Consider the following 22125-nt stretch of genomic DNA (forward strand, 5'->3'; position numbering starts at 1 on the left):
TGCGTTTGTTTCTATGTCTAAAACCAATTTGACCCATCATTTTTTGATTGCAGCACCAGAGCTGTCAGACCCAAGGTTTGAGCAGGCACTTATATATATTTGCCGTCATGACAAGCATGGTGCGCTAGGTCTGATGGTCAATCGCCCGCTTGAGCAATCTCGCGTAGGTAAGTTGCTAGAAGATTTGGATATTGAAGTGACCAATCCACAGGTGATGGAGGATGTGGCATTAGAAGGCGGCCCTATGTATCCTGAGGTTGGCTTTGTGCTGCATACTGGTCAGCCGGAATGGGCGTCTTCTTTTGCTATTTCAGAGAACGTTTGCATCACGACTAGCCAAGATATTCTAAAGCGTATCGCCGCAGGGCAAGGTGTTGGTCACTATCAGCTGTGTCTAGGTCATGCCAGCTGGGGCAAAAAACAGCTAGACCAAGAGCTGAGTAATGGTGACTGGTTAGTCTGCCCTGCTGATCTGAATTTATTATTTGATACCCCGTTTGAAGAACGCTGGCAAATCGCAGCCGACAAAATCGGAGTCAATTTCGACTATCTTAGTAGTGACATAGGTCATGCTTAATATCATACGCTCTGCGAATTTAGATAAAGACATAAAGGACACCCATTACTATGGTAGATAGTACTTTTACAGCCAGTAGCACAGACGCTATAGATAATGACATTGAAAATGAACTTGATACTCTCGATAGCAATAGCACTGCTGAAACTATTGAGCTAGAAGTAAAGCCGCATCTTATCTTGGCGCTAGATTATGGCGTCAAAAAGATGGGTATGTCGCTCGGTAATACCATTACGCAGACAGCGCGTGCCTTTGACATATTGGCGATGAATAACGGTCAGCCAGATTGGGACAATCTAATTGGTATCATCAAAGTTTGGGGCGTGGCGCAAGTCGTGGTCGGTCTACCGCTTAATATGGATGGCACTAGCTCCATGCTTTCAAAACGAGCACACAAATTCGCTCGTCGTCTGGCCCATAGAATAATGGAGCAGCATTTGCCAGTGACCGTATCACTGTGTGATGAGCGGCTGACTTCCATCGAAGCAAGAGAAATCGCATGGGACAATGGTTGGATCAAAAACGAACGCGACCCAATCGATGATATCTCCGCTTGTATCCTAATGTCGACCTATTTTGCTGATCCTAATAGCAGTATCGCTATCGATGCAATCAAAGCAGAATAAAGCAGCCAAATAGGTAAAAGACACGTGTGCGGCTATAATGTCACTTCGATACATCGTACCTCTTAACGGATAAATGACTGATTACTATGACCACTGTCTCAGACCAACCCTCGCAACATAAGTCACAGCATGGTTTCGCTCCACTTGCTATTGCCCGTATTAAAGGCGCACAGCGTGCCAACCAAATAGCGATTTATCTCATTTATGCGGCTATTTTTACATTTGTGGTCTTTGGCACGATTGCTAGTATCAAAGCTTTCCATGATAACCAGCTGCTTTATCAGTTATTTTATAATTTGCCCTACGCCTTAGTAGCCCTCACGATACCCATTACTATTTATGATGCATTGGTCGTTTATCGTTATCGCTTAAACCAACCGTCGATGATTGCCATGAGTATTGGTGTATCAACCATTATATTGGTTGGTGGATTAATTTTTGCCGATACTGCATGGTTAGGGCTATCTTGTTGGCTAGGCGTGGCATTTTTATTTAAAGTAAGCTTTAAGCGGTTTTTTAACTTTTTAGAAGTAGCTGATACGCCTGATGCCGACGAAGATGCTGAAAGTACTGGAGCGTAGACGATCTACAAAGTACGCCGCGATAAGTATTTAAGCAAACTACTCATCCTCAAATTCACTTATTTAGCTTTACGATAATGACTATGACCACTTCGATACCAGACACGCCTATCCACCATTACTTAGATACTCAAGGGCTGATTTGTCCTGAGCCCGTCATGATGCTACACCGTGTCATTCGAAAAGCAGATGGCGGTGAAGTGATTGAGATATTGGCGACAGATCCAGCTACCACGCGCGACATTCCAAATTTCTGTCGTCATTTGGGTCATGAACTAATAGGTCAAGAAACATTGGCTGAAAACGTGAGCTTAGATGCTGACCCTGATGAAATCACCATCGATAGCGATGATGATACGCCTGCAAGCGTGACGCTATATCGCTATCTGGTTAAGAAAAAGATGGCATGATAGGTTTGGCATTGTTTTAATAACTGTCTGTCATTGCTAACTTAACCCCTACCTGAGTATCGTCCTATGAGCCGTGATCGTGCCGTGCAACAACGACAGCCTAAAGCATTGGCGGTCGATGATGAGCCAGCTTATATGACTGAGTTTCGTCAAGCCATGCTGGCGCGCGGTCTAGCGACGCGTACTCGTAATGCGTACGTCCGTGACCTACGCTCTTGTGAGCTGACCAATCCTATCGCCCTGACACGCTGGCAGCCTGATGATGTACTGCACTGCTTATCAACACTCTCTCAAGAAGGCAAAACCCCACGTACCCAAGCACGCATGCTCTCAAGCTTGCGTCAGTTTTATCTATGGATGATCGCTAGCAATCTGCGTGAAGATAATCCTTGTGAACGTATCAAAAGCCCAAAACTGGGACGTCCGTTACCAAAGGACTTAGCCGAGGCTGACGTCGATAATCTACTTGCTGCACCTGATACCAGTACGGCACTTGGACTGCGTGATAAAGCCATGCTAGAAGTGCTTTATGCCTGCGGTCTACGGGTGAGTGAGTTGATTAACCTCTCATTAGAGCAAGTGAATCTAAACTCAGGTTGGCTACAAATCACGGGGAAAGGGAATAAAACGCGACTGGTGCCCCTCGGCGAATATGCAGCGGATGCATTGGAAGATTATCTTTCTCATGGACGTGGAGACTTGATTGCCCATTTGAAATCAGGCAATTGCCAAGCGGTATTTTTGACGGCGCAAGGTGGCTATATGACGCGGCAGAACTTTTGGTATCTACTTAAGAAATACGCCAAAGTTGCCAGTATCGATAAAGAATTATCCCCGCATACGCTACGTCACGCCTTTGCCACACATTTGCTCAATCATGGTGCAGATTTAAGAAGTGTGCAGTTATTGCTAGGACATAGCGATTTGTCCACCACACAAATCTATACTCATGTGGCGACAGCGAGATTGCAGAAATTACATGCGGAGCATCATCCACGTGGGTAGCCTTGCCATATTGTCATATGGGCAGCATTGAAATCTAATATTTATTGATGATTGTAAAAGGAATATATTGTGTCGCAAGCTCAACCGTCTGCCTTAACAAAGAGTCAAAACTCTGCACTCCGAAATCTTACTATCATGGGTTATTTAGAAGGCACTTCTTTTTTATTGTTACTTGGTATCGCGATGCCACTCAAATATATGTTCGATACTCCAGAAGCGGTGAGCTATGTCGGTCCAGTGCATGGGGTATTATTCGTTGCTTATATCGTGGTGCTGGTCATTACGGCGAGCAGAATAAAAATGCCGCTGTGGGCACTACCTGCTGGCGTGTTTGGCTCGTTTTTACCATTTGGGCCATTTATATTTGATCTTTTATTAAATAAGAGTTTGAGTAAGTAGTTTCAAGAAAAATTCAATATCAGGAACGATGTATAGCTGAATGCGGCTAACTATAATGCCATTCTATTCGCCTGCAGTATCTATCACTATTCTAGGATTACGTGCCTGTATCTCGCGATAAAAACGTGGTTTGTCTTTTGGTGAGATTAGTATTTCTTCATCTTGATAGGATATTTTAATCCTATCCAATGATAATGCTGGCGCAGAACTCATACTTCGAGTCGGCATAATATAGGTGATATCTGTAAGCTCAATTTTTTGAACAGAGAACCCACTATCTACTTGTAGTTGGTCATTCGTTAATGTGTACTCGGTACCGAAAAAGGGGATGAGCATTAGTGCTGCAAAAGGTATGAGAATAACCGTCATTAATATAGTTTGTATGAGGGATTTGTGAGCATCTCGCTTCCACTGCCATAATGGAACAGACACAGTAAATAAGCTCAAACCCCAGAGTAACAGTGCAAGCCAGAAGTCTACTTTAGATACGAATATAATGTCTGGCATAAATAATACTTAGCGACTATTAGGTTAAATTCGATTCTATATTAAGCAATACCTCTTATCTAATATCTCTAGCATTTTTTCTTAAAAATTTTTGCAATATAGCAAAATGCAGTTCTAGAAATAGATAGCTGCAAACCCATCCTTTTCTAGTTACAATACCCTTATTAAAGTGCGTCATGATATACATGCTGCCTAACTGGGCTGCGCACTACCTTTTTCCTATCTATTATCCGAGAATCCCATGAGCCATAGACCACCTGCTGACCTATTAAAAAATGCCGAACACTGGCGCGAAGATATCAATTTTCGCCAAGAAGTGCTGGGTAAGCCGTTTGATTTTGCGACCACGTGGGGCATTTTTTCACCGCAAAAGCTCGATGACGGTAGTTTGATGCTACTTGATTATGTGGATTTTGAGCAAGATGATGACTCGATCGATTTGGGCTGTGGTTATGGCGTACTTGGTATGACGGCAGCACGTGAATGTCCAAATGGTCAGCATACGCTGATTGATAAAGACTTTATGGCGGTAGAATACGCACGCCGTAACTGTGAGAAAAATGGTCTAAACAATGTCGATGTGCATTTATCAAATGGCTTTAATCATGTGGCAAAAGACAAAGACTTTAGCCTTGTGATGTCAAACTTGCCAGCCAAAGTCGGTAAGGAGCAGCATTATTTATACTTCCTCGATGCCTATGCACGCATGCGTAAAGGTGGCCGTTTTTATGTCGTCACCATCAACGGCCTGCGCCAATTTGTGAAACGCTCGTTTACCGAAGTATTTGGTAATAGCGACAAAATCAAACAAGGTAAAACCTATACAATTACGATGGCGACCAAAGACTAGTTTTAGCTTTGCCTGATTGAGTTTCGGCCATTTAAACTGAGGCTCAAATTGAAATCAACATAAAAAAGCACGCTAAATTAGTTTTAGCGTGCTTTTTATTTTGTATGACTAATTGTCTTTCTACATCTGGCGTTTTATCAAATATCCGCCTAATAGCGCGCTGCCGATAATCGGCAATAGCACCATGAGCATTGGTGAAAAGCCTGTGGCTAGCGATACAAAACCGACTAAGTCTTGTATATAGCTAAATAGCAAGCCAAACAACAATGCCACGACGATACGCAAGCCTAAGCTGTGCGTCCGTAGCGAGCCAAAAACAAATGAGCAGGCGACAATCACTAGCGACAATATCGACAATGGCGATAGTAGCTTTTGCCAAAATGCGACTTCATGATCTAAAGAACGATTGCCCTGCTGACGCATAAACGTGCGATGCTCATACAGCTGCGTCAATGATAAATCTTCTGCCTTACGCGTTAGCAGATACACAGACTCTGGGGCAAAGGGTAAGCTTAACGTATCTGATGGTGAAATAGCTTGGCTACTCTCAAAACCTTGATTGATAGAAAGCTTAACCATATCGTTTAACTGCCACTCATAACGATACTGCTCGCTTGGCTTTTCACTATTTATATCAATTGGTTCACGGCCAGTATACTTTCCACCTTCCGCATGGACAGCAGTTTGCAAATTGCCATTATTATCCAAATGCCAGCGTTTCACCTCGCCAATGTTGCCTGCGACATCAGCATAATCAATATATAAAACATCGCTACCATCAGGTGTAGCACTGCCATCTTCTGCGGTTTCGAATCGTGGCTGTATCGTCCAGTAGCCGCGTACTGATGTGACCAATGAGGTGCTGTCTTCATCATTAATCTGTTTTGCTAACTGGTTAGAAGACGGTAGAACGAACTGATTGATAGCCAAGGCCAATAGTACAAATATCAAAGCGGGCTGCAATACCCAGCCGACGATACGATAAATACTGACCCCAGCCGCGCGCATGACGACCAGCTCGCTTTTATTGGCCAGCAAGCCCAATCCTATGACGGCACCAAGTAACGCACCCGTTGGAATAAATTGCTCTAAAAAGTAAGGCGAACGATAAAAGATATATTTGAGCGCCTCGCCCATGGTGTAGTTATCATCTAACGAATCAAGCTCTGATAAGTAAGAAAAAATCAGCTGTAATGCCCACAAACCAATGACGGCAGCGATAATAGCCAATAGAGCGTTGAGCTTGACATAGCGACTAATGACTTTTAGATTGGCAGGTTTTTTGGCCAATTGATCAGACTTAGCTGACCTAGCAAATAAAGAGCGCATTAAGACTGCCCCCCTTGTGAGCTGTTGTTCTGATTGTCTATGTCGCTAACTAAATTAGTTGCGGCAGCGGCTAGCCTATTTTCTTGTTTGCGAAAGCGCAATCGATGTTGCACACGGCTACCCCAATTCATATAAAGCGCCAATGCCATAAATCCTAAAATAAGCCATGCATATGCCCATACACTGATGCTGTCTTTGCTCACTGCGTTTTTGAGCGAGATGATACCTAATGCACAGCTGACAAATAATAAGATAGAAGGAAACAAGCGCAGCCAACGTCCTTGACGCGGACGCACTTGCGCCAGTGGCACAGCCAACATAGGCGCGATAATCATCAGCCATGGTAGCGCCAAACGATAGCCAAGCTCACCTTGTGCAGCGCGCATTGCACTGTTAGTGCCTGATGGTGAGCTACTCGTTGCGGCTTGCCACAATGGTCCAATCTTTTGCGTTTCAATATTGTCTTCGGTGATAACTTCCTGTGAAGACTCAGTCAAGGTAATGCGATAACGATCAAAAGCGACTTGGTTATATTTCAGACTGCCTGCGCCGACTTCGTAACGACGTCCTTGAAACAGATCCAACTGGGTCACGCCGCTATTGCCAGTATCAACTTGCTCAGCACGCTTAGCCAACGTGATCGTGTCTTTGCTGATGTCCTTTGCACCACTATTTATAATATCTTTTGGAATATCAGAGATGCCAATTTGTTCAGCTGTTTCGCTGTCAATCGTATTATTCATATCAATAGCAGTGGTACTAGCATCGATATCTTCAGCAGCACTACCTTTTTTCACGGGTTCAGATTGGATCAAGATCACATCTTGTAGTTTTTTCTTATCATCGCTGAGACTACCCACGTACAAATGGTAATTACCGCTACTGATAAACTCGTTCGGACGAATCAAATCAAACGCACTGGTCAATGCTTGCTGCTGCCAGACAGCCTCAGACGAGCGGACACCCCAAGGCTTACCAACGACAGATAGCGCCGCCTCGCCGACGAACAATGCCAATATTAATGGTGTCATTAACCGAGCAAGCTTACCTCGAGACACGCCACTAGCATTGATCACTGCCATTTCTTGATCGACATACAAGCGACCAAATACCAGCATCAAAGCGATAAAGAACGCTAACGGTAAAATGAGCTCTAAAAAGTACGGTAGGTTATACCCAATGATTGTAAACAGTAGGCTGACGTCCAAACGACCTTCAGCAGCGATGCCAAAATAGCGTATCAAACGACCGCCGAGCATCATCACTACCAAAAACCCCAACACTAAGGCAGTGGTCGAGGCAACTTGTTGTGTCATGTAGCGGCGTAATATCACAATGGGTACTCTTAAACGGTTAGTATGCGCGCGATTGATGATAGGCTTACTGAATATCTAGGACGTACGACGACATATCACCAGCATGATATGGGTCATCTAAATACTCAAATAACGGTAAACGTTACTAAGCGACTGGTTAGTCATACTCAATAAACACAAGCAACAGATATAACCGCTAATGCTAGCATGTTTTGCTCAAAAATGGCTGTGAAATGTGTTTGGAAACATTACCTACACCTTGCTAAGAGCGCATTATTGACAGTAATTAACGAATATAGCAAATATTGGATAAACAATTGATAAAACCTTAAATTACATCGAATTGATAGCATTTATAGCGTTAAGTTTTTGCTTTATTTATTTTAGAAAGGTTTGTTTGTCATTCGTATCATCGAACATTTATCTCTGTTATTAATTGCTAGACTGACTGATAGAAAAATATACTTATATAGTCAAACGGAGAATAATACTAATGAATAAAACGACCTCTACACCTTCTACCCTACTTGAACTCGCCGGCGGCACATTCGATGCGCTTGACTGGTCAAATAGCGCGCTTGTTCTTATCGACTATCAAAATGAATATGTCGATGGCGCTATGCCATTAGGGGACGCTGGGGCAAAAGCCATCGCCAATGCACGCCTAGTACTCGATAAAGCGCGTCAGCAAGATATACCTATTTTCCACATTACCCATCATGGCGCAGAGAATGGTAATGTCTTTGATCCTTTATCAGCTAACGTTGAGATCTTCGAACAGCTGCAGCCGCAAGATGGCGAAACAGTAATTGCCAAAAAGCATCCGAATGCCTTTTATGATACGCAATTACAATCACTGATTTCAGCAGCAGCAAAAAAACAGATTATTTTTGCGGGTTTTATGAGCCATATGTGCGTCAGCTCAAGCGTCCGCGCCGCATTTGATTTAGGTTTCGATAGTTTTGTTTGCCATGATGCCTGTGCCACTCGCGACCTACCTAGCGCTACAAGAAAGCCGATAAGCGCTGAAATTATGCATAACACTGCCATGGCCGCACTACAAGACAGATTTGCCGCGATGGTAACGACCGATGAATTGGTCAATGGCTAGTATGTTGGCATCATCGAAAAATGATAATGTAACCACTAAACCATAGCGTAAGTTAGCACAGCATAATAATTCAAACGTATTACCTAAGGCTTGCTAACTGCGCTCAATTATCGCAATATGCTACACTACTGTGATTGCTCGATAGACCAAATAATCTAATAATCTGACAGGTATAAGCAGACATACAAATCCTGCAATTTTCATAACTCTAATAAGGATAACTATATGAATATCAAATTATCTCAGCATCTACCAAAGACTCATACGCAAAAAATCTTGAAAAAAGAAGCCAAAAGTAAAGACGATGCTTGTCTGGTTGTTTTAGTCGATGACAAGAAAAACATTCTGGCTAAATCTGTGCTAAGCGAATATACCACTCGTATTGAGCAGCTGATTGAAGTATCACATTTCAAGGGTACTACCTGTGAGACTGTTGCTGATTATGCGCTAGCAGGTGATAAAAAGACCACTAAGCAAAACCCTGTTCAACTGCTGTTGGTCGGTGTAGGTAACACTGATAAGTTCAACAATACAGTACTGCAAAAAATCGCCAATACCATCTATAGCAGCACACAAAAACGTGTGTCTTCTATTACTGTAGCCTTGGGTGATGCACTAGAAGAAAATCACTTTGGTCAATTTGCCCTTAATCTGTTGGCAGCAAGCTACCGCTTTGATAAATATAAATCTGAGCAAGCCACGCCTGTATTGACTGATGTTTATCTGTTAGCTGATGAGTCACTACAGCCTGCGCTAGCATTTGCTCAGTCAGTATTTGCTGGTCAGAGCCTCACTCGTGATGTGGCCAATGAGCCTGGTAATATCTGCTTCCCAGCTTACATGGCTGAACAAGCTCAAGAGCTTGCAAAAGCTTACCCGGACCTATTAACCGTGAAGGTACTAGGTGAGGACGAGATGTCAGCGCTAGGTATGCATTGCTTCCTGGCCGTTGCACAAGGCTCTACCAAAGAAGGTAAGCTGGTACTCATGGAGTACCGTGGTAAATCAGAATTTAGTTCAAATGTAGGCACTACCGAGCAAACCACTAGCAACGCAAAAGTGAGTGGCCTAAAGGCATTGGCCGATAAACTACCAACCAAAAAGTCAGCTAAAAATGCAAGTAAAAATAGCAATGACAATGCACAAGCAACCAATGACGACGCACCTATCGTATTAGTCGGTAAAGGCGTGACCTTTGATTCAGGCGGTATCTCAATTAAGCCAGGTGCGGCGATGGATGAGATGAAGTTTGATATGGGTGGTTCGGCGTCAGTACTTGGTACAATCAAAGCCTTATGTGAAGCGCGTCTACCAATCAACGTCGTTGGTGCGCTAGCCTGTGCTGAAAACATGCCATCAGGTGATGCAACGCGTCCAGGCGATATCGTCAAAGCGATGAATGGTAAATCAGTTGAAATCTTGAATACTGATGCCGAAGGTCGCTTGGTACTAGCAGATACCTTGTGCTATGTGCAGCGTTATCAGCCAAAAGCCATCATCGATGTTGCTACCTTGACTGGCGCTTGTGTGGTTGCGCTAGGCCATGTTCGTTCAGCCGTATTTAGTAATGATGAAGACGTCCTGTTTGATTTAGAAAATGCCAGCAACCTATCAGGTGATCTTATCTGGCATATGCCTTTAGATGACGAATATCAAGCTCAGCTTGACTCACCAATCGCTGATATGCAAAACATCGGTGGTAAAGGTGCTGGCGCCGTAACTGCCGCCTGCTTCTTATCGCGTTTCATTGAAGAAGGTCAAGCATGGGCGCATTTAGACATCGCTGGTACTGCATGGAACTCAGGTAAAGACAAAGCAGCGACTGGTCGTCCAGTACCACTATTTATGCAATATCTAAAAAACAGCGCAGAGATGGCTTAATACATTTATGAAAATTAGTTTTTATGTATTAAGTGAGAGTAAGGCCCAAGATTTCTTGGGCTTTATTTGTCAGCTGACTCAGACGGCGCTTAACAAAAGCGCTCAGTCTTTGCTGATTTTAATTGAAGATGAGACATTACTATCAAATCTAGATACGGCACTTTGGTCACAGGACTCCACGAGTTTTATACCACATCAATGTCTTTCTGATAATGACAATAAAATTACCAATGATAGAGGTACTGATGATAGCAACATTGCTACTTCTGAAGTATCAGCGCCTGTACTGCTAGGCAATCATATGCCAGCAGATTTTAATGGTATCGTGCTCAATACGACGACACGTCCCGTCAACGATTTTATGGCTGCTACTAATAATTCAAAACCCTCTCGAGTCCTTGAGCTGATCCGACCTGATGCTACAAGTACACAAGAAGGTCGCAATAAATATAAAGCCTACCAGCAATTAGGTTACGATCTGACCCACTTTAAGGTGTAGCTCTACTGTTTATTTCCCTCTTACCTTTCATAGCGAAATCTCTTCCTACCTTATATATCACTGCCTATATCGCTGCTTTTACTCTCTCATTGATGATGTATTCTGAGTAGCTAGCCCTTGCCTATAAGTGCTGCATTCTTTTTGTACTAGTTGTATAACTCTACTATCCCTCCATTTTCGCACAGTAGCTACTGCTATGAGTGGTATGCGAATATGTCAAAAAATGCTACCATCTTTCGATAAATTTTCTGTTGTGACAATTCACTTACTTTTAACGGACTTGAGGGTGTACAGATGCGTTCATTAATTGCGATGTATCAGCGTATAGGGCTGGTGCCGCTTATTATTATTGGTTTGGTGTTAGGGGTATTGATTGGTTGGCTGGCGCCAAGTATCGGCACCGCCATAGGGTTGCTTGGTACACTCTTTGTCGGCGCACTAAAAGCAGTCGCTCCCATCCTAGTGTTTATTCTGGTTATGGCAGCCATTAGTCAACATCGCAGTGGCAATGAAGTCTACGTAAAGCCGGTGCTTATTATGTATATGTTCGGCACTTTTTTGGCAGCACTAACGGCAGTCGGTGCCAGCTTTTTATTCCCGACTGAGCTGGTCTTGATCAACGCTGATATCGCACAAGTACCACCTGCTGACCTAAAAGAAGTCTTGACGAACTTGCTCATGAACTTAGTCGCCAATCCGATCAATGCAATCGCTGAAGCCAACTATATTGGTATCTTAGCATGGGCAATTATCATTGGTTTTGCATTGCGCCAAGCCAGTGATACTGCTCGTAATGTTGTCGGTGATTTCGCTGATGCCATCTCACAAGTAGTTAAATGGATTATTGCTTTAGCGCCATTTGGTATCTTAGGCCTAGTCGCTAGCACGGTTGCTGAGACAGGCTTTGCTTCTTTGGCAGGCTACGCACGTATCTTAATGGTATTAATCAGCTGTATGTTATTCATTGCGTTGGTCGCCAATCCGCTTATCGTCCTTATTAAAACTGGCAAGAACCCTTATCCACTCGTGTTCAGATGTCTGCGCGAATCAGGAATTACTGCCTTCTTTACACGTAGTTCAGCGGCCAATATTCCAGTCAACATGAACCTTGCTCGTAAGCTTGGATTGCATGAAGACACTTATTCGGTGACCATTCCACTAGGTGCCACCATTAACATGGCGGGTGCTGCGATTACCATTAATGTCTTAACGCTTGCTGCTGCTCATACGTTGGGTATCGAAGTGACGTTTGCATCAGCGCTGCTACTCAGTCTGGTTGCTACGATTAGTGCTTGCGGTGCTTCTGGTGTTGCTGGTGGTTCATTACTATTGATTCCACTCGCTGCTAGCTTATTTAGTATTCCAAATGATATCGCGATGCAAGTAGTTGCGATTGGCTTTATCATCGGTGTGATTCAGGATTCAGCTGAAACTGCCTTGAACTCTTCTACTGATGTATTATTTACAGCAGCAGCTGATCCGACGTATTCGCGTTAATTTCTGCTGAAGTGTTTTATATAGACATAAAAAAAGGGCCTTTAAAGGGCCCTTTTTTTACGTGTTATTTTGATTATTTGATTACTTTAGGTTGTCTATGTCGACTTCGATGACTGGTGTTTGCTGCTCTATTTGACGTTTAAGTTGGCGCAGTTGCTCAACCTCATCTAACAGCTCAAGTATCAATCCAATGGCAGGTACGCTGGCTTCAAAATCACGACTCAATCGCGATGCACGGCGCACTGTCGTCAGCTGATAACCAGTAAATTTTTCATGCTCTGGTACATCATATTCAATGATATTTTCTTCGATTAATTCGATGACCCATTGGCGCTCTTGGCCACAGGCAGAGACCAGTTCATCTAAGCTCATGATGATGTCTGTAAATTCAGTCGAGTGGTTCATAGCTATTATCCTCGTTTTCTCTTTATTTCATCGGTATCGTGTTCATCTCTGCTATTCGTTTATTACTTCAATAATAAGTAATGGTTATTCATAATCTTGTTTAACGACTAATATTGATATCAGCAAAGGCTTGCTTTAGCTGCTCATAAGCCTGTCTCGACACATCACTACTGACATCAGGATTAACGATATTTAAAGCTAGATACAAATCACCTGCTTCCTTGGCAGGGATACCTTTGCCTTTAAGACGTAAATTGCTACCAGACTTGCTATTCTTAGGAATGGTCACACCAAGCGTACCCGCTGGCGTACTGATGTTGATTTTTTCACCCAATGCTGCTTCCCACGGTGCAATATTCACGGTTTGATAAACGTCTGCGCCTTCTATACGAATATTGGCATCATGACGAATTTTAACCTTCAAAAACAAATCGCCATTTTTGCCATTACTGCTACCAGCAGCGCCTTGCCCTGCCAAACGAATTTGCTTACCGTCAGTGATACCTTTAGGGATTTTTATCTTAAGGGTTTTATTATCGTAGTCGACATTACCATTGGGCTGACGAACAGGGACGTTTAGCTTAATACTATAGTCGTCGCCACTATAGACTGAAGACAAATCAACGGTAATCTCGGCATGCTGATCCTGACCTTTGCTATCTTGCGTCCCAAAACCGCCGCCAAATTGATCGAAGCCGCTGCTTTGAGAGCGACTGCCCGTTTGTCCACCAGTTGACCCACGTGCGCCACGACCAAATGCTGAAAAAATGTCATCGAATCGGAAACCACCATCACCAAAGGCCTCACCATCACCAAACTGATCTTTGATATCTTCCCAGCGAAAACCACCTTGACCTGCGCCAGTTTGCCCACTGCCCCCAAACCCACTTGATCTACTTTGACCCGCGAACGGATTATTTAGCATAGCGTCATATTCAGCACGCTTTTCTTTATCTCTGATCGTTTCGTAAGCGTTGTTTATTTCTGCAATTTTATTATCAGCGTCGGGATGATCACTGACATCGGGATGATACTGACGAACGAGCTTACGGTATTTTTTTTTGATATCAGCGTCTGAGGCGTCTTTTTTGACCCCTAAAATGTCATAGTAGTTTTTCTCTGCCATGTTATTTTCCCCAAAATAAAAACATATTAGTGGTATCAGTCTGCCAATTTCAAACGATACGGTATAAATGGCTACTAGATTTTGCTATAGCAATTTTTGTAGCCTACTTATCATCATAACAATAATTACAACAAACACCGTTATATAAATATTACCAGTAGTGATGCCAAGCGACTGCAGCATCTATCTTATCTGAATCACCTAACACTACGCTATTATCGGCCATCACAGTGTCTGAATATATCACTATAAGTCTGGCGTCGTTATTCTTTGATAGCTGCTGACGTAATATTAATTTTTTTCTAGTACGTACTAAATCTTTAGAATAAAAAAAGAGCAAACAGTTACTGTTTGCTCTTTTTTTATTCTAAAGACTTGATAATAGACCGCTCAGTTGTTCGTCACTTAACGATAAAGTGATATTTTACGGTGTATTAGTCGCTGTTTTTAGCGGCAGAAAACTTTAGCAGTACGAGGTGTATAAATACCGAAAGTCACTAGACCTAGCGCGATGTCTTTAGCCTCTTGCACAGTTTGAACTTTAGCTACATTTTGTGCACCACCACATACTTCGGCAGCATTTACAGTCTGTTCTTGTCCAATGCCACCGATAAAGAAAGTCTGTGATTTAGTATATTCTGGGGTGATTTTTTGGGTTGGTTGAATTAAACCAGTTTGGGTAGCACAACCAGATGCCAAAAATACCGAACCCATCACTGCTGTTATTAGTAATCTTTTCATTATTATTCCTTACTTACAGTAAACACTGATTTGACGAGGGGTATAAATGCCATTAGAAATGGTGCCTAGTACAATATTGATAAAGTTGGACTTAGTCTGAATGCTGGCCACATTTTGCTGACCTTGGCAGACTGCAGCTGCATCAATTTTCTTCTCTTGACCGAGGCCGCTTACAAAAAACGTCTGCATCTTTTCAGCGTTCGGTTGTACCGAAGTACTTGGCGCCTCTGATGAAGACACCAGATAATTTTGGGTCGCACATCCTGATGTCAGGATAGCGAGTATCGCTACAGCAACTATCTTATTCATATATGGTCTCATTAACTGATATTTGTTTGGTGCGAATAATACTGTCAAACTATCTGCAATGCAACACATTTGTAAGCTAATTTTTTCTTATCTATTTCATTGGTAACTTAAAACTTATTTGCGAACATTAAATATATTTAAACAAATAAAAATCGTCTCTTTAATTCAGTTATAAGCGTGGTTTTCTAGTATCTCGTTACGTTATAAACAACATGCTAGAACTAGTACCTTTACTTAGGAATATTGCTTATAAACCTTACCTGTCTTTCGATGCGATAAAACTCCGCTGCTATGAATCTACAACCAAGTTTATTCTTCACTACAATAAGTTGAAGCATTACGATCGCAATCGCAACAAACATAGTTTTTTAAGTTGAAACGTCATTAAAAAATAATAGAAAAATAGTTTTCAGGTGATGTGATCAATACTGTCATGAAATATTTAATATAATTTATAGAATAAAGTTCGATAATATAGTTTTTACAAAATAGTAATAATATAGCAAGGTTTTTTTACATTATATTATCTATTTCTATTTAAGCTTTCATAACGATAATTATGCTATATCGATAGATTTAGTCTTTATATATTACCTATTTATATTGCGTTGTTGGCTTTCCAGTATTTTGTCGGCTTCTTTATGAGAATCACTCTTTATAAGTCTAATTTTAGTACCTATATCATCATTATTCTTGCTAAAAAATAGCTATTTTTCCTTAAAAAACAGCTATTTGACCTCATGAGTTTTTTACACGGCAGTAATAATATGACAAGCTAGCTCTTGTAGAATCCCCTATTATTCATACTCATAGGGAGTATAGATAACGTAGGCAAGAGCATCTGTCTATTTTATTAATTGCTTAAAGGTATTAAATGTCTTATTTAATCAAGTCTTTGGTTGTCACTTTATCGCTACTACTTAGCACCACAGTTTTTGCAGCCAATACCAGTTACTACGGTAGTAAGTTTCATGGCAAGCGCACAGCAAGTGGCAGTATCTTCAATATGAACTCTTTAACCGCTGCACATCGCACGTTACCGTTCGGCACGAAGGTACAAGTAACCAATCAAAAGACGAAGCAGAGCGTCGTTGTAAAAATCACGGACAGAGGACCTTTTATTAGAGGTCGTATCCTTGATTTATCAAAAGCCGCTGCTGGTGAAATAAACTGTCAGCTTTGTACGACCACGATGGAAATACTGTCGTACGGTGATGGCAAATATCGTAAGGAATAATGTAATAAAAAAGGGATGGCTGATGCCATCCCTTTTTTATGTCTGCTTATATCACTAACTATCTAGAACGCTTTATGCGAACTTAGCTTCCATCTCTTCTAAAGTCGTCATTGATAGTAGTAAATTCTCTTCATTATCACTATGTTGCTGCTGTAGCGCCGTTTGCTCATTGAGTAATACAAGCAAGTCAGATTTACGACTCTCTTCGTACAGATCTGTATCAGCCAGTTTTTCTTCAAGCATCACGAGCTGCTTATCAATCTTAGCCAATGTCTTTTCTATTTCTTCTATCTCACGGCGGATAGGTGCTGTCATTTTACGCTGTTCAGCCGCTAGCTTACGCTGCTCTTCTTTACTAAGTGCAGGCATCGTAGCTTTACTCTTTGATGAGTTATCAGATGCTTTGTTGCTCACTTGGCTATTATCTGTTTCACGTGAAACAAACTTCTTACTCTCTTTTTTGCTTTTTTTCTTACCAGTATTTTTATCTGATGCGTTTTCTTGCTTGCGCTTCTCTGCTAGCCATTTACCATAGTCACCAATGTCGCCATCGAACTCTTCGATAATACCATCATGTACTAGATACAGCTCATCACAGACATTGGCAATTAGTTCTCGATCATGCGATACCAGTACCACTGCACCTTTAAAGCCTTGTAAGGCGATAGTCAATGCTTGACGCATTTGTAAGTCTAAATGGTTGGTAGGCTCATCGAGTACAAGGACGTTTGGACGCTGCCAAACAATCAATGCCAAGGTCAAACGCGCGCGCTCACCACCGGAGAAGAGCTCGCTTGGTGTATCAATGCGCTCACCGCGGAAGTCAAAGCTACCCAAGAATGAACGTAGCATCGCATCAGAGGTTTTACCTGCTAGGCGACGTAACATCTCTATAGGCGTTGCTTTGGCATCTAGGATATCCATCTGATGCTGATTGAAATAGCCTAGCTTTAGGGTATCCGAAACACGATACTTCCCTGTTAATACGCCAAGCTCACCGACTAATGCTTTAATCAATGTTGATTTACCAGCGCCGTTCATACCTAGTAAGCCAAGACGGGTGTCAGGTGTCACCTGTACATTGGCATTGTGTAGAAGCGGTGTCTCACTATAGCCAATATCTGCGTTGGTTAGCTCAATCAGCGGTGAGCTCATGTTTGCAGGCTCATAGAACTGGAACGAGAACGGATTGTCAGCCATCATTGGTGACAGCTCTGCCATACGCTCTAACTGCTTAATACGGCTCTGTGCTTGCTTAGCTTTACTGGCTTTAGCACGGAAACGGCGAATAAAGTCATCCAAGTGAGCCTTGGTCGCTTCTTGCTTTTCAAACGCTTGCTGCTGCTGCGCCATACGCTCGTGACGGGTACGGATAAACTGCTGATAGTTACCAGTATATAGGGTGATTTTTTGTTGCTCTACATGCAGGATATGACCGACTGTCGCGTCCAAAAACGCTTGGTCATGCGAGATGACGATGACCAGACCCATATAGGCATTGATCCATGTTTCAAGCCACAGGATAGCATCCAAATCCAAATGGTTGGTTGGCTCATCGAGTAACATCAGATCAGCACGGCTCATCAAGGTTTTGGCAAGGTTTAAGCGCATACGCCAACCACCGGAAAACCCTTCTACTGGCAGCTCATGCTGACTAGTCTTAAAACCAAGACCCGCCATAATTTGCGCCGCTTTGGTCGGCGTACGATATCCGTCGATTTCATCGAACTGCTGGTGTAGCACACCAATTTGCTCATCACTGACACTGCTCAAATCATTTAGCGCAGCATTAATCTCATACCACTGCTCATCACCGCTCAATACATAATCGATTGCAGACTGCGTCGTAGCACCAACTTCCTGTGCCATGTGCGCCACATGCCAGCTATCAGGAATACTGACTTCACCTTTATCAAGGGTGACCTCTGTATCGCCTGTACCCATCTGCGTCAGTAATAGCGCAAATAAGGTAGATTTTCCTGTGCCGTTGTTGCCCGTCAGTCCAACTTTGTGACCTGGATGGAGCTGAAAGCTTGCACCTGCAAACAGTTCACGACCATCACGGCGAACACCAACGTCTTTAAATTCGATCATATAATTTCTTCATCTCAACAATAATATAGATATAGGGCAATAAGAAACACACATAGGGTATGCCAACTTGCGGCTATTATTTCAAACGCTTGCTCCATAGGCAAACAATTAAATAACTATTTCAAAACTAAGTATTTATTATGCTAAACACCTTAAGTTGCACAAGCGACTCTTGAGCTCATACATGGTTGTTACTATTATAAAGGTTATGGCCGTAAAATACCGTAATATGACTAATAAGCTTTAAGACTGACTAATATTATTGAGTAGTGTTTTATATAGTCGCACGCTATTATTTTTTAGTCTGGTTATTGGTTTAGCCCCTTGACGCAGTTATTTTAAAAAACACAATATCAAAAATGGGACACTGCTATTCATTAGTAAAATTCAGTAGTTGCATCACTCTTGACAAACGAATCAGCACCCCCATTATGATATACTGATAAAAGATAAGTGCCCACTATCAATAGAGCCAATAAAATATTGTGGTGGCACAAATAGTATTTTGAAATTGTACAAACAGCTTATAATGCACCAATAGCTTTGCCATAATGACAGCACCCAATTAAATCAAACGCCGTGCGTATCTTTATTTGCAAGTATCCTATTGCAAACCCAAACAGGACGACGACCGCATTTGATCCTAGCAACTGAGGTAGATATGAACGAATCAGCCAACCAATTTAGTCCAAGCTCAAGCCAGCCAGTAGACCCAACCGTATTAAGCCTAACCGACAGTGCGGCGCAAAAAGTACGCCGTCTACGCGAAGAAGAAGGTGATAGCGATCTTATGTTACGTGTCTATGTGACGGGTGGCGGTTGTTCTGGTTTCTCTTACGGGTTTAACTTTGCCAACGATCTAAACGAAGACGACGCCAATTTTGATAATGGTGATGTGACGTTAGTCGTCGATTCGCTAAGCTATCAATACTTGCAAGGCTCTACCGTTGACTACACCGAAGGACTGGAAGGGGCACGTTTTGTTGTGACCAATCCAAATGCCACGACCACTTGCGGCTGCGGTTCGTCATTCTCTATATAAGCTAAATAGACGCGGTCGCGCTATGATTATCAAGATAATGCGATAGTGTGCCAATACTATGTCAAATGGCTTGTAGGCATAATGAACAAAGCATCTATCTCTCAGGTAGATGCTTTTTTTATCAAACTGTCTGGCTAGAATAACGCTATATTCGAGATGAATTTGTATTAAAAATAGGGTCAAAATCCTCACAAATCGCGTTGCCTAAAGCTTATCGTATTTGTAATTGTCCGTGGTTTTCAAGACAGCTTTGAGCTAAACTGACGGAATTATTGACCTAACATTTACCTATTTTATGGACAAACGCTTATCGTGTTTTGATCCGCCATAATAAATAACAATAGATGACTATTATGAGTAATTTTGCGAGTAGCTTTGTTAATTTCGAAATCCCTAATTGGTTTGATAGCCAACACTTAACGGGTATGCTCCGCGGTATTGAAAAAGAGGGCCTGCGCGTAAAGCCTGATGGTTTCTTGGCCCAGACTCCGCATCCAACCAAACTTGGATCAAAACTTACCCATCCTTTTATTACTACTGATTACTCAGAAAGCCTGCTTGAGCTCATCACTGAACCAAAGTCCTCACCAAAAGAAACCCTCAATATGCTGCGCCAATTGCACGTATTGGTCTATCAGGGCATACCTGAAGGTGAGTTGATGTGGCCATTATCGATGCCTTGCATGTTGTCTTCTAAAGATGAAGATATCCCACTAGCTAATTATGGTAGCTCTAATACGGGTAAGCTAAAAACCCTATATCGTAGTGGACTTGGTATCCGCTACGGTCGCCGTATGCAGACGATTGCTGGTTTGCATTACAACTTGTCTTTTGGTGATACGCTGTTTGAGACATGGCAAGCCAAAACACCGACCGCACAAAGCCAAACGTTGACAGAGTTCAAAAACGAAAAATACCTAGGGCTGATTCGTAACTTTAAACGTCTAACCAGCCTTGTTTTATATCTGCTAGGTGCCAGTCCAAGCGTATGTCCTTGTTTCTTGGCAGGGCGTGAGCACGATTTAGAATTGCTTAATGATTCGACTTATTACAAACCTGCTGCGACTAGCCTACGTATGGGTAAGCTTGGCTATACCAATAGCGTGCAAGAGCAGCTTGATATCCGTTATAACTATCTGCCAGAGTATGTCGATGGCCTGCGCCGTGCCATCCAAACACCGCACGAAAGCTTTGCTAAGCTTGGCCTAGAAGACGAAGATGGCAATCCGATTCAAATCAACAATCATATTCTACAGATAGAAAACGAGTACTACAGCCCTATTCGTCCTAAACAAATCGCGATGAGCGGTGAAACACCAACCGAAGCGCTTGAGCGTCGCGGTATCGCCTATGTCGAGTTCCGCGCTATCGATCTTGACCCATATAGTGACGTTGGTATTCGCCTATCTAGTGCTTGTTTCCTGGAAGTGATGGCATTGTATTGTCTGTTCAGTGACTCACCAGACTTGCTACCTGAAGAAGAAGACACACTCGCTATCAATCTTGAGCGTGTGGTCAATGAAGGTCGCCGTGATGACTTGCACATTATCAATAATGGTCAAGAGCAGTCACTTGAAAGCTGGATGCTAACGCATCTAGAGCGTATGCAGCCGCTTGCTGCATTGCTTGATGCTCACTACGGTGGTAACGATTACCGCGCGGCTGTAGCATTGATGCAGGGCAAAGCAGGACACTCTGAGTCGACTATCTCTGCACAAGTGAATTCCGATAGTAAACGCTTAGGCAGCTTATGGCAGCTTGGATTTACGTTGGCTCAGCAGCATCGCCAGTCTTTACTACAGCAGACACTTAGTCCAAATACTCAAGCTAAATACGAAGTATTGGCAGAAAAATCTATCTTACAGCAAGCTGAGATTGAGCAGTCTGAAACAGAAGACTTTGCGGAATTTTTACAGCAATATCGCTAAGTTGCTAGTTATTAATTGCTAAGTCCTGACTGTGACATTTTGACTGCTTAATCTTGATTGCTACCCCACATCTATTATAGATAAACCCATAAGAGTAACCGCACAATGCGACAGCTAACCACTTACCGTAACCTGCAAGTATTTTTGGTGATAATGGCCATCATAGGCATGAGTTTTGCGCTGTTTTATTTACAGCGTCATCTAGGGCTTTCGCCTTGCCCGCTCTGTATTTTTCAGCGCGTTGGTCTAATCGTCATGGGCGGATTTGCCCTGATATCAGCGTTGTTTAATCCTAAGTCTAAAGTGATAAGACTATTGCTATGGCTTGGTAGTCTAGTAGGTATTGGTTGGGCAACTGCAGTAGCAGCACGCCATGTATGGCTGCAACATTTGCCTGCTGACCAAGTACCTTCTTGTGGTCCAGGACTGAACTATTGGCTTGATACCCTCCCCATCTTACAAGTATTCAAAGAAGTATTTGCAGGATCTGGCGAATGTGCCTCTGTTGATTGGACGCTTATGGGATTAAGTATCCCTGAGCAGTCGTTGATTCTATTTAGTGTGCTGCTGATCGTACATGTGTTGATATTAATGCGTATCGTAAAATCTGCTAATTAAGATCGTATGACTCAATAAAACGTTAGGTTTCTTTCCT

At 42.5% G+C, this 22125-nt stretch carries 23 protein-coding genes; 15 read left to right on the top strand and 8 right to left on the bottom strand.

Annotated features, from left to right (window positions below; all coding sequences use genetic code 11):
* The first annotated feature begins 13 nt into the window (after positions 1 to 13).
* From ACTXGF_RS26905 to ACTXGF_RS26930, 6 genes are all read left to right on the top strand, one after another.
* The gene (locus ACTXGF_RS26905; RefSeq protein ID WP_101204671.1) at positions 14 to 577 is read left to right on the top strand and encodes a YqgE/AlgH family protein; all 564 of its coding nucleotides are present in this window, start codon (positions 14 to 16) and stop codon (positions 575 to 577) included.
* 50 nt (positions 578 to 627) lie between these two features.
* Positions 628 to 1203, top strand: a complete 576-nt coding sequence (ruvX, locus tag ACTXGF_RS26910; protein WP_443533116.1) for a Holliday junction resolvase RuvX — start codon at positions 628 to 630, stop codon at positions 1201 to 1203.
* A gap of 86 nt (positions 1204 to 1289) precedes the next feature.
* A complete protein-coding gene (locus ACTXGF_RS26915) occupies positions 1290 to 1784 on the top strand; it encodes a hypothetical protein (RefSeq protein ID WP_443533115.1) in 495 nt (164 codons plus the stop codon).
* Between the two features lie 83 nt (positions 1785 to 1867).
* A complete protein-coding gene (tusA, locus tag ACTXGF_RS26920; protein WP_443533113.1) occupies positions 1868 to 2194 on the top strand; it encodes a sulfurtransferase TusA in 327 nt (108 codons plus the stop codon).
* Between the two features lie 66 nt (positions 2195 to 2260).
* On the top strand, positions 2261 to 3199 hold the full coding sequence (gene xerD, locus ACTXGF_RS26925) for a site-specific tyrosine recombinase XerD (protein ID WP_443533111.1): 939 nt from the start codon (positions 2261 to 2263) through the stop codon (positions 3197 to 3199).
* 69 nt (positions 3200 to 3268) lie between these two features.
* On the top strand, positions 3269 to 3598 hold the full coding sequence (locus ACTXGF_RS26930; RefSeq protein ID WP_443533110.1) for a DUF3817 domain-containing protein: 330 nt from the start codon (positions 3269 to 3271) through the stop codon (positions 3596 to 3598).
* 63 nt (positions 3599 to 3661) lie between these two features.
* Here ACTXGF_RS26930 and ACTXGF_RS26935 read toward each other — a convergent pair whose 3' ends face one another.
* Entirely contained in the window at positions 3662 to 4105 is a 444-nt protein-coding gene (locus ACTXGF_RS26935) for a PH domain-containing protein (RefSeq protein ID WP_443533109.1), read from the bottom strand.
* A 241-nt stretch (positions 4106 to 4346) separates the two neighbouring features.
* On the opposite strand from ACTXGF_RS26935, the gene ACTXGF_RS26940 reads away from it, so the two are divergent.
* Complete coding sequence (locus ACTXGF_RS26940) at positions 4347 to 4955, top strand: class I SAM-dependent methyltransferase (RefSeq protein WP_101204678.1); 609 nt, start codon at positions 4347 to 4349, stop codon at positions 4953 to 4955.
* Positions 4956 to 5075: 120 nt separating this feature from the next.
* On the opposite strand, the gene lptG is transcribed toward ACTXGF_RS26940, so the two are convergent.
* Both lptG and ACTXGF_RS26950 read right to left on the bottom strand, forming a co-directional pair.
* A complete protein-coding gene (gene lptG / locus ACTXGF_RS26945; RefSeq protein WP_443533106.1) occupies positions 5076 to 6284 on the bottom strand; it encodes an LPS export ABC transporter permease LptG in 1209 nt (402 codons plus the stop codon).
* Complete coding sequence (locus ACTXGF_RS26950) at positions 6284 to 7600, bottom strand: LPS export ABC transporter permease LptF (protein ID WP_443533105.1); 1317 nt, start codon at positions 7598 to 7600, stop codon at positions 6284 to 6286. The genes lptG and ACTXGF_RS26950 overlap by 1 nt, the downstream gene beginning before the upstream one ends.
* Positions 7601 to 8093: 493 nt before the next feature.
* Between ACTXGF_RS26950 and ACTXGF_RS26955 the strand changes: the two genes are divergently transcribed.
* The 4 genes from ACTXGF_RS26955 (at position 8094) to sstT (ending at position 12588) form a co-directional block, all read left to right on the top strand.
* Positions 8094 to 8711, top strand: coding sequence for a cysteine hydrolase family protein (locus ACTXGF_RS26955; RefSeq protein ID WP_443533103.1), 618 nt, complete (start codon positions 8094 to 8096; stop codon positions 8709 to 8711).
* Between the two features lie 225 nt (positions 8712 to 8936).
* Positions 8937 to 10592 carry a leucyl aminopeptidase gene (locus ACTXGF_RS26960; protein WP_443533101.1) on the top strand — a complete coding sequence of 552 codons (1656 nt, stop codon included), beginning with the start codon at positions 8937 to 8939 and terminating at the stop codon, positions 10590 to 10592.
* Positions 10593 to 10599: 7 nt separating this feature from the next.
* On the top strand, positions 10600 to 11091 hold the full coding sequence (locus ACTXGF_RS26965) for a DNA polymerase III subunit chi (RefSeq protein ID WP_443533099.1): 492 nt from the start codon (positions 10600 to 10602) through the stop codon (positions 11089 to 11091).
* A gap of 294 nt (positions 11092 to 11385) precedes the next feature.
* A complete protein-coding gene (gene sstT / locus ACTXGF_RS26970) occupies positions 11386 to 12588 on the top strand; it encodes a serine/threonine transporter SstT (protein WP_057757687.1) in 1203 nt (400 codons plus the stop codon).
* An 81-nt stretch (positions 12589 to 12669) separates the two neighbouring features.
* Here sstT and ACTXGF_RS26975 read toward each other — a convergent pair whose 3' ends face one another.
* The 4 genes from ACTXGF_RS26975 to ACTXGF_RS26990 all read right to left on the bottom strand — a co-directional run bounded on the left by ACTXGF_RS26975 (position 12670) and on the right by ACTXGF_RS26990 (position 15169).
* Entirely contained in the window at positions 12670 to 12993 is a 324-nt protein-coding gene (locus ACTXGF_RS26975; protein WP_102083164.1) for a chaperone modulator CbpM, read from the bottom strand.
* A 100-nt stretch (positions 12994 to 13093) separates the two neighbouring features.
* The gene (locus ACTXGF_RS26980; RefSeq protein ID WP_443533097.1) at positions 13094 to 14119 is read right to left on the bottom strand and encodes a DnaJ C-terminal domain-containing protein; all 1026 of its coding nucleotides are present in this window, start codon (positions 14117 to 14119) and stop codon (positions 13094 to 13096) included.
* Positions 14120 to 14566: 447 nt separating this feature from the next.
* Positions 14567 to 14860, bottom strand: coding sequence for a Bor family protein (locus ACTXGF_RS26985; protein ID WP_443533096.1), 294 nt, complete (start codon positions 14858 to 14860; stop codon positions 14567 to 14569).
* Between the two features lie 9 nt (positions 14861 to 14869).
* Complete coding sequence (locus ACTXGF_RS26990) at positions 14870 to 15169, bottom strand: Bor family protein (protein WP_443533094.1); 300 nt, start codon at positions 15167 to 15169, stop codon at positions 14870 to 14872.
* An 874-nt stretch (positions 15170 to 16043) separates the two neighbouring features.
* Here ACTXGF_RS26990 and ACTXGF_RS26995 point away from each other — a divergent pair.
* Positions 16044 to 16406: a septal ring lytic transglycosylase RlpA family protein gene (locus tag ACTXGF_RS26995; RefSeq protein ID WP_057757673.1), complete on the top strand. Its 363-nt coding sequence runs from the start codon at positions 16044 to 16046 to the stop codon at positions 16404 to 16406.
* A gap of 72 nt (positions 16407 to 16478) precedes the next feature.
* Here the strand turns inward: ACTXGF_RS26995 and ACTXGF_RS27000 are convergent, their stop codons facing one another.
* Positions 16479 to 18500 (bottom strand): ABC-F family ATP-binding cassette domain-containing protein, encoded by a 2022-nt coding sequence (locus ACTXGF_RS27000; RefSeq protein WP_443533092.1) that lies wholly within the window; start codon positions 18498 to 18500, stop codon positions 16479 to 16481.
* Between the two features lie 661 nt (positions 18501 to 19161).
* Here ACTXGF_RS27000 and erpA point away from each other — a divergent pair.
* The 3 genes from erpA (at position 19162) to ACTXGF_RS27015 (ending at position 22088) form a co-directional block, all read left to right on the top strand.
* Entirely contained in the window at positions 19162 to 19542 is a 381-nt protein-coding gene (gene erpA, locus ACTXGF_RS27005) for an iron-sulfur cluster insertion protein ErpA (RefSeq protein WP_057757666.1), read from the top strand.
* Positions 19543 to 19895: 353 nt separating this feature from the next.
* Entirely contained in the window at positions 19896 to 21470 is a 1575-nt protein-coding gene (gshA, locus tag ACTXGF_RS27010) for a glutamate--cysteine ligase (protein ID WP_443533090.1), read from the top strand.
* Positions 21471 to 21575: 105 nt separating this feature from the next.
* On the top strand, positions 21576 to 22088 hold the full coding sequence (locus ACTXGF_RS27015; protein ID WP_057757661.1) for a disulfide bond formation protein B: 513 nt from the start codon (positions 21576 to 21578) through the stop codon (positions 22086 to 22088).
* The last annotated feature ends 37 nt before the right edge of the window (positions 22089 to 22125 follow it).

This window comes from Psychrobacter sp. 1Y6, from assembly GCF_052258385.2.
In the GTDB taxonomy this organism is placed as follows: Bacteria; Pseudomonadota; Gammaproteobacteria; order Pseudomonadales; family Moraxellaceae; genus Psychrobacter.